The 15,170-nt window shown below is 63.1% G+C and carries 10 protein-coding genes; 5 read left to right on the top strand and 5 right to left on the bottom strand.

The window, feature by feature from the left end; genetic code table 11:
- Positions 1–24 precede the first annotated feature (24 nt).
- Both kdpE and ASC93_RS16705 read right to left on the bottom strand, forming a co-directional pair.
- Positions 25–723, bottom strand: coding sequence for a two-component system response regulator KdpE (kdpE, locus tag ASC93_RS16710; protein ID WP_056444478.1), 699 nt, complete (start codon positions 721–723; stop codon positions 25–27).
- Positions 713–2,731 carry an ATP-binding protein gene (locus ASC93_RS16705; RefSeq protein ID WP_056444474.1) on the bottom strand — a complete coding sequence of 673 codons (2,019 nt, stop codon included), beginning with the start codon at positions 2,729–2,731 and terminating at the stop codon, positions 713–715. Before ASC93_RS16705 ends, kdpE begins: the two co-directional genes overlap by 11 nt.
- 146 nt (positions 2,732–2,877) lie before the next feature.
- On the opposite strand from ASC93_RS16705, the gene ASC93_RS16700 reads away from it, so the two are divergent.
- From ASC93_RS16700 to ASC93_RS29995, 3 genes are all read left to right on the top strand, one after another.
- Entirely contained in the window at positions 2,878–4,839 is a 1,962-nt protein-coding gene (locus tag ASC93_RS16700; RefSeq protein ID WP_056444471.1) for an APC family permease, read from the top strand.
- A 388-nt stretch (positions 4,840–5,227) separates the two neighbouring features.
- Positions 5,228–6,061 carry a site-specific DNA-methyltransferase gene (locus tag ASC93_RS30000; RefSeq protein ID WP_200958350.1) on the top strand — a complete coding sequence of 278 codons (834 nt, stop codon included), beginning with the start codon at positions 5,228–5,230 and terminating at the stop codon, positions 6,059–6,061.
- 20 nt (positions 6,062–6,081) lie between these two features.
- Positions 6,082–7,830: a DGQHR domain-containing protein gene (locus ASC93_RS29995; protein WP_082548102.1), complete on the top strand. Its 1,749-nt coding sequence runs from the start codon at positions 6,082–6,084 to the stop codon at positions 7,828–7,830.
- Positions 7,831–8,123: 293 nt separating this feature from the next.
- On the opposite strand, the gene wrbA is transcribed toward ASC93_RS29995, so the two are convergent.
- The 3 genes from wrbA to ASC93_RS16685 form a co-directional block, all read right to left on the bottom strand.
- Positions 8,124–8,723, bottom strand: coding sequence for an NAD(P)H:quinone oxidoreductase (wrbA, locus tag ASC93_RS16690; protein ID WP_056444465.1), 600 nt, complete (start codon positions 8,721–8,723; stop codon positions 8,124–8,126).
- Between the two features lie 198 nt (positions 8,724–8,921).
- A complete protein-coding gene (locus ASC93_RS29990) occupies positions 8,922–10,223 on the bottom strand; it encodes a pentapeptide repeat-containing protein (RefSeq protein ID WP_162251909.1) in 1,302 nt (433 codons plus the stop codon).
- A 118-nt stretch (positions 10,224–10,341) separates the two neighbouring features.
- On the bottom strand, positions 10,342–12,444 hold the full coding sequence (locus ASC93_RS16685) for a bifunctional diguanylate cyclase/phosphodiesterase (RefSeq protein WP_162251907.1): 2,103 nt from the start codon (positions 12,442–12,444) through the stop codon (positions 10,342–10,344).
- 169 nt (positions 12,445–12,613) lie between these two features.
- Here ASC93_RS16685 and ASC93_RS16680 point away from each other — a divergent pair, with 169 nt between their 5' ends.
- Both ASC93_RS16680 and ASC93_RS16675 read left to right on the top strand, forming a co-directional pair.
- Positions 12,614–13,597, top strand: coding sequence for a Gfo/Idh/MocA family protein (locus ASC93_RS16680; protein ID WP_056444459.1), 984 nt, complete (start codon positions 12,614–12,616; stop codon positions 13,595–13,597).
- Positions 13,598–13,771: 174 nt separating this feature from the next.
- On the top strand, positions 13,772–15,163 hold the full coding sequence (locus ASC93_RS16675) for an MFS transporter (protein ID WP_056444456.1): 1,392 nt from the start codon (positions 13,772–13,774) through the stop codon (positions 15,161–15,163).
- Positions 15,164–15,170: the final 7 nt, after the last annotated feature.

Here is a 15,170-nt window from a genome sequence, read left to right as displayed (position 1 = left end):
GTTTTATTTAACACAATAACGCTATCATGGCTGTAACCTGTAACCAACTGCCGTCTCCGTCAGCAGGTGCCGCGGCTGCGCCGGATCGTCCTCGAGTTTCTGGCGCAGGTGCCCCATGTAGATGCGCACGTAATGGCCGTTGTCCGCGTTCGACGGCCCCCACACCTCGCGCAGCAGCTGCGGCGCGGTGACGACGCGGCCCAGGTTGGCGAGCAGCACCGACAGCAGCTTGTATTCCGTCGGCGTCAGGTGGACCGGCTGGCCGTCGCGCTGGACCGTGCGCTTGTGCAGGTCGACCTCCACCCGGCCGAACGCGATCCGCGCCGACGTCTCGCCGCCGGCCTTGTGCTGCCGGCGCAGCGCCGCGCGCACACGCGCGAGCAGTTCGCCGATGCCGAACGGCTTCGTCAGATAGTCGTCCGCGCCGGCGTCCAGCGCGGTGATCTTGTCCGCTTCGTCGATGCGCGCGGACAGGACGATGATCGGCACGGGACTCCAGCCGCGCACGTCGCGGATCAGTTGCAGGCCGTCGCCGTCGGGCAGGCCGAGGTCGAGGATGATGAGGTCCGGCGTGCGCGTGCCGGCGTCGATCAGGCCCCGCTTGAGGGTCTCGGACTGGTGCACGATCCAGCCCTCGCCTTCCAGGGCCATGCGCACGAAACGGCGGATCTGCGGCTCGTCCTCGACGATGAGGGCGACGGGTGCGGCGGGTTCAATGCTCATGCTTGTCGGTGTCGGTGTCGGTGTCGTGGGGTTCGAGGTCGGCCTCCGGGAGCGGCGGCGGCTCGCCCAGGGCCAACGAGAATTCGAAGCAGGCGCCGGCATCCGGCTGGTTCCAGGCCTGCATGGCGCCGCCGTGGGCTTCGACGATCGCGCGGCAGATCGCCAGCCCGAGGCCGACCCCGGCGATCGGGGATTCCTGCCGGCCGCGCACGAATTTTTCGAACAGCGCGTCCTCGCGTCCGGCCGGCAGGCCCGGGCCGTCGTCGCACACGGCGACCAGCAGCCGGCCGTCCTCCGCGCGCGCGGCGATCGTCACGCGGGCGCCGGGCGGCGTGTACTTGCCCGCGTTTTCCAGCAGGTTGCACAGCACGCGTTCGAGCAGGGTGGCGTCGAAACGCACGAGCGGCAGGCCGCGCGGGATGCGCGTCTCGACCGTGCGTCCGTCCAGCTGCCAGCGGCAGGCGCGCAGGGCGCTGCCGATCGTCTCCTCGACCACCTGCCACTGCAGGTTGAGTGTCACGCCGCCGCTCTGGATGCGCGCCATGTCGAGCAGGTTGGCGACGAGGGTGCTCATGCGCCGCGCCTCGTCGCGCAGGGCATGCGCCAGTTCCATCTGCGCGGCGGCGAGCGGTGGACGGGACAAGGTCAGCGATTCGGACAGGCCGACGAGCCCCGTCAGCGGCGTGCGCAGGTCGTGCGACAGCGCCGCCAGCAGCGAATTGCGCAGGCGCTCGCCCTCCATGCGCACGACGGCGTCCTGCGCCACGTCGACGTAGTGCACCCGTTCCAGCGCGATGGCGGCCAGCGCCGCGAATGCATCGAGCAGTTCGCGCCGCTCCGGCACGAGCAGCGCCGCGACGTCGGGCACGCGCACGGCCAGCACGCCGCGCGAACGCATCGGCGCCAGCAGCGGCAGGTACAGGAATGGATTGCTGGGCAGCGTGGCCGTCCCCGCGCCGGCCGGCGCCGCGTGGTCGAACGCCCACTGCGCGGCCGCCATGTCCAGTACGCTCAGCACCGGCGCCTTCGCTTCCGCGTCGGCACCCGGTTCGGGCCAGAGCAGGCGGCCGGCATCGTCCGGCAGCAGGATCGCGGCGCCGGCGTCGAAGCTGCGCGCGAGGAAGCGGCGGGTGATCTCGAACACCTGCTCCGTCTGCAGCGCGACGGACAGCGCGCGCGCGAATTCGTACAGCGCGCGGGTGCGGGCCTCGCGTCCGATGGCGGCCTGCGCCTGTTCGCGCAGGTCCGACGTCAGGCGCGCCGTGATCCAGCCGACGGCCAGCATCACGCCCAGCGCGACGGTGTATTTGAATTCGCTGACGTCGTAGCGGTGGCGCGGCGCCGCGAGCACCAGCGCGCAAAAGCCGACCAGCGTCGCCGCGATCGCGGGACCGCGCCCGAGCCTGATCGCGACGAGCACCACCGTCAGCAGGAACAGCATGCCGACGTTGGCGACGTCCAGCAGCGGCAGCAGCGGCAGCGCCACGAGCGCCGTGCCCAGGCTGGCGCCGACGGCGGCCAGGTAGCGGCGCGGCGCGGGCGGCGTGTCCGCGGGCGCATCCGGCGCGTGGCCGGCGGCTGGGGCGGCGCGATCCGATGGCGGCGCCGCGACCTCGACCAGATCCAGCCCCGGCGCCGCCCGTGCCAGCCGGCGCGCGAACGGCGTGTGCCACCACGCGGACGCGCGCTCGCGCGCCAGCACGACCGTGGCGCAGCCGTGGCGGCGCGCATAGCCGGCGACGACCGCCGCCGCATCGTGCCCTTCCAGCACGGCCGTGACCGCGCCCCGGGCCTGCGCGGCGCGCAGTAGTTCGAGCGTGCGCAGGCGCGCCGCTTCGCCGCGGCGGCGCGTCTGCGCGTTCTCGACGAGCACGGCGTGCCACGGCGCCTGGGCGAGCGCCGCCAGGCGGGCGGCAAAGGCGACGGTGCGCTCGTCGCAGGCATCCGCGCGCAGCACGGCGACCGCCGCGCCGCAGCCTGAAGATGACGTCGATTCGTAACTCTGCATGCGTGGATGGTAAGCGATCGCCCGTAAAAGCGGCATAAAAATCGGCCGCGTTTACGCGATGTTTACACGTGCCCGCCCACCCTTTACGACAATTTTCGGCGCGCCGGCCTATCGTGACAGCCTTGTTCCATCAACCGCACCCACCCATGGCATCCACTCTCTCGAACCTGCGCACCGCCCTGCTCGGCCGGCCCCTCGACCCGCTGCGCCAGGACACCCGCCATTCCCTCACCCTCGCCGCCTTTCTCGCCTGGGTCGGCCTCGGCGCCGACGGCCTGTCGTCGTCGGCCTACGGTCCGGAAGAAGCCTTCAAGGCGCTGGGCGGGCACGCCCATTTCGGCCTGTATCTCGCCCTCGCGACGGCGGCCACCGTCTTCGTCATCGCGTTCGCCTACAACCAGGTGATCGAACTGTTCCCGACCGGCGGCGGCGGCTACCGCATCGCCTCCGTCCTGCTCGGACCGCACGCCGGCCTCGTCTCCGGGGCCGCGCTCGTCGTCGACTACGTGCTCACGGTCGCGATCTCGATCGCGAGCGGCGTCGACGCCCTGTTCTCGCTGCTGCCCCTCGCGTTCCAGGGCTGGAAGCTGGGCACGGAGCTCGGCCTCGTCGTGCTGCTGCTGTGGCTGAACCTGCGCGGCGTGAAGGAATCGATCCGGGTGCTGCTGCCGATCTTCCTCGGCTTCGTCGCCACGCATGCGCTCCTGATCGTGTACGGCATCGGCGTGCAGGCCGCCCACATCCCCGCCCTGCTGCCCGACACGCTGCACGAGACGACGGCCCTCGCCGGCCAGACCTCGTGGATCTTCACGCTCGCCCTGCTGCTGAAAGCGTATTCGCTGGGCGGCGGCACCTACACCGGCATCGAGGCCGTGTCGAACAACGTGAACGCGCTGGCCGAGCCGCGCGTGCGCACGGGCCGCATGACGATGCTGTACATGGCGTGCAGCCTGGCCTTCACGGCGGGCGGCATCATCTTCCTGTACCTGCTGTGGAATGCGGCGCCGCGGGCCGGCCAGACGCTGAACGCGGTCGCCTTCCGCGCCATCCTGCAGCATGCCGGGCTCGATGGCCCGGTGCTCGGCGTGATGCTGGCCGCGACGCTCGCCTGCGAAGCGGGCCTGCTGCTGGTCGCCGCGAACACCGGTTTCCTGGGCGGTCCCGCGGTGCTGGCGAACATGGCGCAGGATTCGTGGGTGCCGCACCAGTTCCGCTATCTCTCCAGCCGCCTCGTCACGCAGAACGGCGTGCTGCTGCTCGGCCTTGCCGCCGCCCTCGTGCTGCTGGCCAGCGGCGGCCGCGTGGACCTGCTCGTCGTCCTGTACAGCATCAACGTGTTCCTCACGTTCAGCATGTCGCTGCTGGGCCTGTGCCGCTACTGGCTGCGCCACCGCGGCGACGCCGGCTGGCTGCGCCGCCTGCTGCTGTCGCTGTGCGGCCTTGCCGTCACCGCGAGCATCCTCGTCGTGACCATCGTCGAAAAATTCATGGAAGGCGGCTGGGTCACGATCCTGCTGACCGGTCTCGTCGTCGCCCTGTGCCTCGCGGTGCGCGCCCACTATGCGGACACGCGCAAGCGCCTCGACGACGTCGACCGCGTGTTCGCCGCCCAGCCGCCGGGCCAGTGCACGGACACGCCGGCGCCGCAACCGGACGCGCCGACGGCCGTGTTCATCGTCGGCAGCTCGCGCGGCGGCGGCCTGCATGCGCTGTTGTGGGTGCAGCGCATGTTTCCCGGCCATTTCAAGAACGTCGTGTTCGTGTCCGCCCGCACCGTCGACGCGCATGCCTACGGGGGCGACGGCGCGATCGACATCCTCAAGACGAAGGCGCACGCCACGCTGGACGATTTCGTGGGCTTCTGCCGCAGCCACGGCATTCCCGCCACGTCGCGCCTCGGGTTCGGCACGGATGCCGTCGCGACCCTGACGGACATGTGCCGCGACCTCGCCGGCGAATTCCCGCACGCCGTGTTCTTCACGAGCCGCCTGGTGTTCCAGCGCGATAACCTGTTCACGCGGCTGCTGCACAACCAGGCGGCCCTCACCATCCAGCGCCGCCTGCATTTCGACGGCCTGCAGATGATCATCCTGCCGATGAAGGTCTAGCACCCGCGTGCCGCAACGATCAATATCCGTAAACACGTCGGCTAACTGGGCAGGACGCGCGGAACTACAATTAGCGGCGCAAATCCAACTAAATTTTCAATTGTAGCTCGCTGTTGTACTGCTCATTGACCGCGATATAGCCACAACGCTGGGTAACGCTGACCCGGCATTTCGCACCGAAGACCTGGGCGAATACGAGAGCAGTCGCGCTGACACCACGTGACAGCGATGCCCAGAGGCAAAAATTGATGTTGCGCGAATGATAAATTCTCTATAATAAACGAACATTCATCAGGGAATTGCCATTATGCTATACAAATCCGCCGCGGCAGCAGCTCGCCGGGCAGATGCTACGTCGGCCACGTCGACCTTGTTTGTCGGTGACTGCGTGGATCTCATCAAAAAGATTCCGTCCTCTTCTGTCGCATTGACGATTACGTCCCCTCCATACGCTATGGATAAAGAGTACGAATCGGGAAACACACTTGACGATTTTGTGGCCGCGCACGAGGCTCTCGTGCCAGAACTCGTTCGCATCACAAAAGACGGCGGCAGCATCTGTTGGCAGGTTGGATACCACGTTAAAGACGGAATAGTTACTCCGCTGGACTTTTTAGTCTATGAAGCGTTTAGAAAATTCCCTGAATTAGTTTTGCGCAACCGAATAATCTGGACATTTGGTCATGGGCTTCACTGCGCCAATAGATTTAGTGGTAGACATGAAACAATTCTTTGGTTCTCAAAGGGCGACAAGTTTTCGTTTAATCTTGACGATGTGAGGATTCCACAAAAATACCCTGGAAAACGAGCGAACCGCGGCCCTAGAAAAGGTGAATATAGCGGAAATCCAAAGGGTAAAAATCCGTCGGACGTTTGGGATATTCCAAATGTTAAATCTAATCATGTCGAGAAACTCGATCACCCGTGCCAGTTCCCGGTGGGACTTGCACAACGAATGATAAAAGCACTAACGACCCCCGGAGATCTTATTTTTGACCCATTTTCGGGCGTAGCATCTTCAGGGGTTGCTGCGCTCGTAGAAAATCGCCGCTACATTGGTGCTGAGCTAAATCCGAAATATGCCGAGATAGCCGAGACAAGACTAAAAGAAGCTGTTGCAGGAAGCGTTAAACTTCGTCCAGATGTTCCGGTGTACGTACCCACCGCGGGCGAAGCGGTGGCCAAGCGCCCCGCACATTTCGCTGCTCCTTTGACTGAATAATATTAACGGAACAAGCTTAAATGGAATCGAAGCCAATTAAAAAGAAACGTATTATTCGGAAAATCGCGACAAAGCAGAAGGCACCCCTGACAGCCGAGCAAATTCACGCAAAAGAGAAACGTTTTCACGCTCGATCCTATACAAGCTTGTTTAAAGGCTTGGGCTTTAGTTCGATACATTGCGATGGAAAAGAGTTCAATTTCAAGGGAAGAACCGGAGAAATTGATGGCCTATTCATTTACGAAAACGTCATTCTAATTGTCGAATTTACTGTCGGAAAATCCAGCTCCGCACATCTTCTTAAGAAAAAACCTCTTTACGATTTAATCAACGACGATTTGCCGGCATTTCTCGATTTCGCGAAACAAAAATTCAACGGATTTGCGGCCGCGTTAAATCCCATTTATCCAGATGCCGCGTACGTTTCGCGCATAATTTATGCTAGCAAATCTGATCCTTCCGATGAACTCATTCAGTTACTTCCCGAGGTCACATTTAGCTACGGCGCTGTCGCCAAGTATTTCCAGGCACTCGTTCGGACTGTCGAGCGTTCCGCGCGTATCGAATTTTTTAAATATTTGAAATTGGATTTCAATCAGGTTGGCGAAGCCTCGATAACGAACAGCACATCCCCACTGACATATGAGGGATTTTTGCTACCAGACGGAAACAGCAGTTATCCAAAAAATTTTAAAATCGTCTCATTTTACGCAGATCCAGAGAGATTGATCAACCGCGCATATGTACTTAGACGAGATGGATGGCGAGACGGCGCGCATCTATATCAACGGATTCTGTTGGCTAAAAAAATTCGTCAAATGCGCCGATATTTGGTGGAAGAAAAACGGGTTTTTGTTAACAACATTATCGTAACATTGCCCTCAGACACTGTGCTTAATGAAGTCGGCACTAACGGAACCAATATAAAGCCTCAAGAACTCACACGAGTCAAAGAAGTTAAAGTTCAAATACCCGACGGATTCGATACAATTGGACTCGTGGATGGGCAACATCGCGTTTTTTGCTACCATGAGGGTAGCGACAAATACGAGGATCAAATTAAAGTTTTGCGTAAGAAGCAAAATCTCATGGTAACGGGAATTGTTTATCCGTCGGGTTATACCGAAGCGAACCGACGGAGCTTCGAAGCGAAATTATTCTTAGAGATCAATGACAACCAAGCCCGCGCGCGCTCGTCCCTAAAACACGATATTGAGGTCATTATACGTCCTGCATCAGGCATTGCGATATCCAAACGTGTGATTCAAGAGCTATCAAAACATGGTCCTTTGCGAGGGATGTTGCAGACAAATTATTTTGATTCGCCGAACAAAATCAAGACCTCATCAATTGTAGCGTACGGCCTGCGTCCGATTGTGAAACTCGACGGCAACGACAGTTTTTTTTCGCGCTGGAACAACGCAGAAAAACTTAAGCTGAAAGATAAGCAAGCACATTCGCGGCAGGATCTTATTGAGGAGTATGTTCAGTTTTGCACGTCGGCGCTGAACGATTTTATTCTTGCCGTTAAATTGAAGTATGGCTCAGCCGGCTGGGATTTGGATGAAAAGACCCGCTCGCCTTTACTATCACCCACTGCTCTAAACGGCTTAATAGTGTGCCTTAGAAAAATTATCGAGAACGGGCACGAATTGTCACGTGCCGCGCACGATAAGAAACTCCAATCAGTTACCTCATTCGATTTTGCGCAATTCAAGTCCAGTCAATGGCAAAGACTAGGGACTGCCTTCTATGAGAACCACTATTGAGAGTTGCGAACTTAATTCTTTAACTACATCTACACATATTTGCCTAAGCCGCCGGCGCAGGAATGTGTCGCATCAAAGCGGACTGATACGTTATCGCGTACACTATTGCCGCTCGGCGTAGCTACTTAGCCATACAAAGTTGTCCTCGTATAAAAGGTGGTTTGCTTAACATGCCGTAACAGCGCTTTTCGGAAACGTCGTCAATTAATTTCGTTAGCAGTTTGCGCTCGTTTTAAAGGCAAATGTATATTAGGCGTAGAGCGGTACCTTTTCTACTAGATCCAGCTTGAGGTCTAGCCGAACAGCTTGATCGCCGTCTTCGCAACGAGGTCGCCCTGGAAGCGCGCGCCGTCCAGTTCATTCTTGCTGGGCTGGCGCTGGCCCTGGCCGCCCGCGATCGTGCTGGCGCCGTAGGGGCTGCAGCCCGTGACCTCGTCCAGCGTCATCTGGCCCGCGAAGCTGTACGGCAGGCCCACGACCACCATCCCGAAGTGCAGCAGGTTGGTCACGATCGAGAACAGGGTCGTCTCCTGGCCGCCGTGCTGGGTCGCCGTCGACGTGAACGCGGCGCCGACCTTGCCGTTCAACGCGCCCTTCGCCCACAGCCCGCCCGTCTGGTCGAGGAACGCCGCCATCTGCGACGGCATGCGGCCGTAGCGCGTGGGCGCGCCGATCACGATGGCGTCGTAGCCGGGCAGCTCGTCCACCGTCGCGACGGGCGCGGGTTGATCCAGCTTGAAGTGGCCGTTGCGGGCGACGTCGTCGGGCACCGTCTCCGCCACCCGTTTGACGTCGACGGCCGCCCCCGCCGCGCGGGCGCCTTCCGCCAGCGCGTGCGCCATCTGTTCGATGTGTCCATACGTCGAGTAATACAGCACCAGTACCTTGGCCATGCTCTCTCCTTGTCGTCCGCCACCGCGCCGCCAGCCGGCGCCCCGCCGTCGCTTGCCCATCCGGCAACGACCGGGACATGCTACCCCATCGGAGCCCGTCGTGGCGGGCGCGAACCTAGAGGTGCAGACGCCAGTCCGGCCGGGATCGATCGCCTGAGCGCACAGCATGAGACCAGAAACATGTGTATTTCATATCGTTTATTCAAATGGTCGGCCAAAATAGGTTAGTGCCCATAGCGCCAATAAATAAACGCTAATTAACGATTGTATGCCTGATAACGTTCTCACCCAGTCGGACGCCTTTAGAGTGAATTCGCTGGGTTGAATTCGAACTATCCAGCTTCCGACATTGATATCGCGCCAACCGAAGTGAAATGCGGACAAAATGCTGAAATAAAAACCGTAGCGGAGCGCCTTGAATCCGGTCAGGAACAAGCGGGACTTTTCGTCGAGCGGTTTTGGTGCCATACCGGATTTCGCGGGACGTCGCGCGCGACGTTGTACGCGCGCCGCAGTCCCTGAGCCAGGCTGAGCGCGGTCCAATAGCCGATCGGCGTCCCAGATCTTCCATATTCCTCCGCGTCTTCGCCGTCTGGTCAGGTATATCAGCAATCTCCTGAAACAGCGCCCCATTTTTTTTCGTCCGATTCTGGAGCGCCTGTATTTTCTTATTCTTAGTGCTGCCGCATAAGGAAGCGTGAACAATGCAATTCCGACGAACAGTAACGTGACGGGCCGCCCCGGATACATGCCGTATTTTGATGTCGCGTCGAAAAGAATGATATTGAATAACCTCTCGATTATGTTTGCCCGCTCTGTCTCGCCCCTTCGAATGGCATAAGTCAATTCGCGTTCAGCGTCCCGGTTGCCCGCTTTCTTGAAGCCATCCCGCAAGTCGACCAACGAGTGCGGAGATTCTCTGAACTTCAATCCGGCCAATCCGCTGGCAGTCGCGATTTGAGGAATATTGGGAACAGAACCGGGGGCGAAATCAAAATATGCCCCGTCCAGATTGGCGCCCTGAAAATTTGCATCCGTCACGTCCGAATTCATGATAGCCGCACCGATCAGATCCGCCGATACAAATTGTGTCATCGCCAGCTTCGCCCGAAATAAAAAAGCGCCATTTAAAATGGCTCCATTTAAAATCGACCCGGTCAAATCCGTGCCTCGAAGTTTTGCCCGGGTCAAATTGGCGCCATCAAGTCGAACCCCGCCGAGATCCAGGTCCGACAGATCCGCTTCACAAAGATTCATGTCCTCGATGATATTTATGTTTTTGGGACTGAATATTTGAGTCATGTACTTGTCGGTCAGCGCCTGTGCTGGATCGTTGATCCAAGTCAGATGTTTGGCCAGTATCCGCGACATCTCTTGCGCCGTTGGGCGCTTCCCACCTTTGTATCTTCCTGAACATTCGGCTGAGGTCGGATCGAAGGCGAGCCCGTATAATGGAAACCAGCACAAAATAATCGCGGCGAAAAATCGGGATGTATTCATGACGGGTGAAAACGGCTGCATCAAGCTTAGTGGCGGCAATCGCTGATCGGATCGCCGGATGGCGGGTTCGGCGAATCCGTTGCCTGATCAGGTGTTCGCCAGCCGGCCGGACACGCGCTCACGCGCACGCGTGTTCGCCCTGCAGGCGGTAAGGCGACGCGCGCGCCCAGTCGAGCAGCTCGCCGGCCGGCATCGGCGCGGCCACGTAGAAGCCCTGCGCCTCGTCGCAGCCCAGCGTAAGCAGCGCATCCCAGATGCGCGCGTTGCTGACGCCCTCGGCCACGACGCCCATCCCGAGGTCGTGCGCCAGGTGCACGGTCGACTTGACGATGGACGCGGCGCGCCCGTCCTCGATCATCTGCATCGTGAAGCCGTGGTCGATCTTGATGACGTCCACGGGCAGGCGGCTCAGGTAGCTCAGCGACGAGTAGCCCGTGCCGAAGTCGTCGACGTACAGGCGGAAGCCCATGCCGGACAGGCGTTCCAGTTCGGCGATGCTCTCGGCCGGATTCTGCATCAGGCTGCTCTCCGTCATCTCCAGCCCGATCAGGCCCGCGCACGAGCCGTGCCGCTCGAGCAGCTCGCGCAGGTGTTCGGACAGCGACAGCGCCGCGATGTCGCGCGCGGACAGGTTGACGGCGATCGGCAGGCGCACGCCCTGCGCGCGCCATGCCTCGCACTGGGCGATGCTGGACTCCAGCATGTGCCGGGTGAGCACGTGGATCAGGTCCGTCGCCTCGATCAGCGGCATGAAGGTCTCCGGCCCGATGCAGCCCTTGTCCGGATGGACCCAGCGCACGAGGGCTTCGGCGCCGACGATGTCGCGCGATGCCATCGTCACCTTGGGCTGGCAGAACAGCTGGATCTGGCCGGACTCGATGGCGGCGCGGAAGTCGCCGATCAGGGACAGGCGGTCGGGCGTGTGCGGGTCGTCCTCGGCCACGTACACGGCCACGTTGCGCGCCATGCCGGCGGCCTGGTACAGCGCGATGTCCGCCTTGCGCAGCAGCGTGTGGTAGTCCAGCCCCTGCAGCGGCGCGAGCGCGATGCCGATGCGCGCGCCGATCTCGTACGAGATGCCGGCGACGGCGAACGGCGCCTCGAGCGCGCGCAGCAGGTGCTGCGCCCAGCGCCGCGCCTCGTCCTCGTCGGCGCCGTCGAGCACGATCGGGAAGCGCGAATCGCAGCGCGCCACGACGCCGGCCTGGCCGACGACGGCAGCCAGCCGGTCCGCCACGAGCGCCAGCAGCACGTCGCCGTACATGTGCGTGAGCGCGTAGTTGACGTCGCGGAAGCGCACGAGGTCGACGATCAGGCAGGCCAGCCGCGCCGGGCTCCGCCCCCGTCCGGCGCCGCGGCGCAACTGGGCCAGCCGGTCCTCGACCTCGCGCTCGAACAGGTTCATGTTGGGCAGGGCCGTCACCGTGTCGTAATAGGCCAGGCGCCGCACGTTGTCCTCGGCGCGGCGGCGCTCCGTGACGTCCTGCACGAGGCCCAGCATCTTGACGGCGCGCCCCACCGCGTCGTACTTCACCTCGGCGACCGAATGCAGCCAGCGGACCTCGCCGTCCGGCCGGACGAGGCGGAATTCGATGTCGTACTTGTAGTCCGGATCGTGCAGCGCCCGTTCGCGCGCCCGCTCGGCCAGCGCGCGGTCGTCCGGGTGGATGCGCGCATAGATCTCCGCCGTCGACACGGGCGCGTCCTCCGGCCTGAAGCCGAGGATGCGGTAGCCTTCCGGCGACGACGTCACGTGCGAATCGCTGGCCGCGTCCCAGATCCAGTTGCCGATCATGGCGAGCGCCTGGGCGCGGTGCAGCTCCTTCTGGGTCGCGCGCAGTTCGCCCTCCGCCTCGACGTGGCGCGTGACGTCCTGCAGCACGACCAGCACGGCGTCGCGCCCGCCGTATTCGATGGCGCAGCGCTGCAGGATCGCATGATGGTTTTCGCCATCGGCGCCGGCGATGCGACGCGCGTGCGAATGCAGATGGCACGTCGAGGGACCGAGGTCGTCGGGTTCCTGTCCGCCGCGCGCGTACAGGTCGGGCAGGCGCAGGGCCAGCAGCTGGCCGCGCGTGTAGCCGAGCAGGTCGAGGATGGCGTCGTTGACGTCGAGGATTTCCTGCGACACCGGGTCGCAGACCAGCATCGACAACTGGGTCCCTTCGAACAGGGGCCGGCACCATGCGCTCGCATCCGCGCGCGGGGACTCTGCAGCCATGGCTTTCCCTTTCCGTGCAATGAAGGACCACCTTCGAGTATAGCGCAAACATTGATAACAAAATGTTATCAATAACCTGTCAATATAGACAGGTATCCCGCTTTTCGGCCATCCTCCAGAATGGCCGACCCCGGCTTTTCCCTTCCTTCCCATGGAGACCAGAGACCACATGACCAACACCGTACGCTGGGGCATCCTCGGCACCGGCAGGATCGCCCGCGATTTCGCGACGGCCCTGCGCGACACGCCCGGCGCGACCATCGCCGCCGTCGCCTCGCGCGAACGCGCGACGGCCGTCGAATTCGCCGACGAATTCCACATTCCGCTGCGCCTGGCCGGCTACGACGGCCTGGCCGCATGCGCCGACGTCGATCTCGTCTACATCGGCACCCCGCACGCGATGCATGCCGAGAACGCACTCGCCATGCTGGCCGGCGGCAAGGGGGTGCTGTGCGAAAAACCGTTCGCGCTGAACCGCGCCCAGGCCGAACAGGTCGTGGCCCTGGCGCGCAGCCGCCGCGTCTTCCTCATGGAGGCGATGTGGACGCGCTTCATGCCCGCCCTCGACGAGGTCAAACGCATCCTGGCGTCCGGCGTGCTGGGCGAGGTATCGCAGGCCAGCGCCGATTTCGGCTTCGCGGCCACGGGCGGCCCGGACGCGCGCCTGTTCAACCCGGCCCTCGGCGGCGGCGCCCTGCTCGACGTGGGCATCTATCCGCTCTCGATCACGGCCTGCCTGCTGGGCGCCGTGGAAGCCGTGCGCGCCCAGGCCGAGCTGGGGCCCACCGGCGTCGACCTGCAGACCGTGTTCACGCTGCGCCACGCGGGCGGCGCGCTGTCCACGTGCGCGTGTTCGCTGAAGGCGCGCACGCCGGGCCTGCTCACCTTGTCCGGCCGCCACGGCCAGCTGCGCCTCGACGCGCCGTTCCACCGGCCGCCGACGATCACCCTGATGCTGGCCGACGAGGCGCCGCGCGTGATTCCCACACCCTACCTGGGCAACGGCTACGTGCACGAAGCGATCGAGGCGCAGCGCTGCTGGAACGCGGGCCTGATCGAAAGTCCCGCCATCACGCACGAGCAGACCCTGCACCTGATGGGCGTGCTGGACGAGATCCGCAGGCAGACCGGCGTGACGTATCCGGGCGACTGACCTTGTGGACAGGTCGCGCATCCGGCGGTTGACATGCGTTCGCGGCGGCGGCATACTCGCCGCTGTTAGCGCTATCACCCGAGCGGACGAAGAGCCGCCATTCACCTGACCGGAGACGCAGATGGCCTGTCCGACCGCTTTCCCTGATCCCGCCGCAACCACCGGAGCGGCCCGATGACGGCCGCCCTCCCGCGCACCGCCGCCGGACCCGACGCCGGCACGGCGCACGCCCCGCTGCCCTGGCGCGAAAAACTGGCCTACGGCGTGGCCGACATGGGGTTCAATTTTTACTGGACCAACGTCGCCACCTTCCTGCTGATCTACTACACGGACACGTTCGGGATCTCGGCCGCCGCCGCGGCCACCATGATGTCTGCCATTAAAATCGTCAACGCGTTCACCGACCCGCTGATCGGCGCCGCGGCCGACCGCACGGACACCCGCTTCGGCAAGTTCCGCCCCTGGCTCGTGTGGATGTGCGTGCCGCTGGCCGGCGCCGCCGTCCTCACCTACACGACGCCCGGCCTCGCGGGCGACGCGAAACTCGCATGGGCGTACGGTACGTATCTGTTGATGATGGTGTGCTACACGTGCGTGAACATCCCGTACAACGCGCTGTCCGGCGTGATGTCGGCCGACCCGCAGCAGCGCTCCACGATCAACGGCCTGCGCTTCATCTTCGCCTTCGCCGGCAGCACGCTCGTGACGGCCGCCACGCCGGACATGGTGCGCTGGCTCGGCGCCGGCGACGACCGGCGCGGCTGGCAGCTGACGATGCTGGTGTGGGCCGTCGCCGCGTCGCTGCTGTTCGTATTCACCTTCTTCAACACGCGCGAACGCATCGCACCGCCGCCCGGGCAAAGGAACGCCGTGTGGCGCGACGTGCGCGACCTGGCGGGCAACCGCCCGTGGATGGTGCTGTTCTTCCTGGCGCTGATCATCATGGTCACGATCACGCTGCGCACCGCCAGCGCCGCCTATTACTTCAAATACGTCGTCGGCCGCCCGGAACTGATGCGCACCTTCGTCCCCACGTACATGGTGGCGGCCGCGGTCGGCGCCGCGCTCACGCCGCTGCTCACGCGCCTGGTCGACAAGAAGACGCTCATGATCGTGCTGATGAGCGCGACCGCCGCGCTGTCCGCCGCGTTCTATGTCGTTCCGCCGGACCAGGTGGGGCTGATGTTCGTGCTGCAGGGCGCGCTCGGCCTCGTGCTCGGGCCGAAATCGCCGCTCGCGTTCTCGATGTATGCCGACACGGCCGACTACAACGAATGGCGCACGGGCCGCCGCGCGACGGCCATGACCTTTGCCGCCGCCACGTTTTCGCAAAAGCTCGGCACCGCGGTCGCCGTCGGCGTCATCGGGTCCGTGTTCACGGCGCTGGGCTACGTCCCGAACGCGGTGCAGGCCAGCGGCTCGCGCGAAGGCATCGTCTGGCTCATGTCCTTCATCCCGGCCGCGTTTGCCGTCGCCGCCGTGGCCGTCATGTGCTTCTATAACCTGAACGGCAGGCAGCTGGCGCGCATCCAGGCCGAACTCGACGCGCGCAAGACCGCCTCCTGAAAATCAC

Origin of the sequence: Massilia sp. Root335 (genome assembly GCF_001425685.1) — a bacterium.
GTDB lineage: Bacteria > Pseudomonadota > Gammaproteobacteria > Burkholderiales > Burkholderiaceae_D > Telluria > Telluria luteola.
The sequence above is the reverse complement of the archived record's forward strand: the minus strand, read 5'-3'. Positions and strand labels throughout refer to the sequence as shown.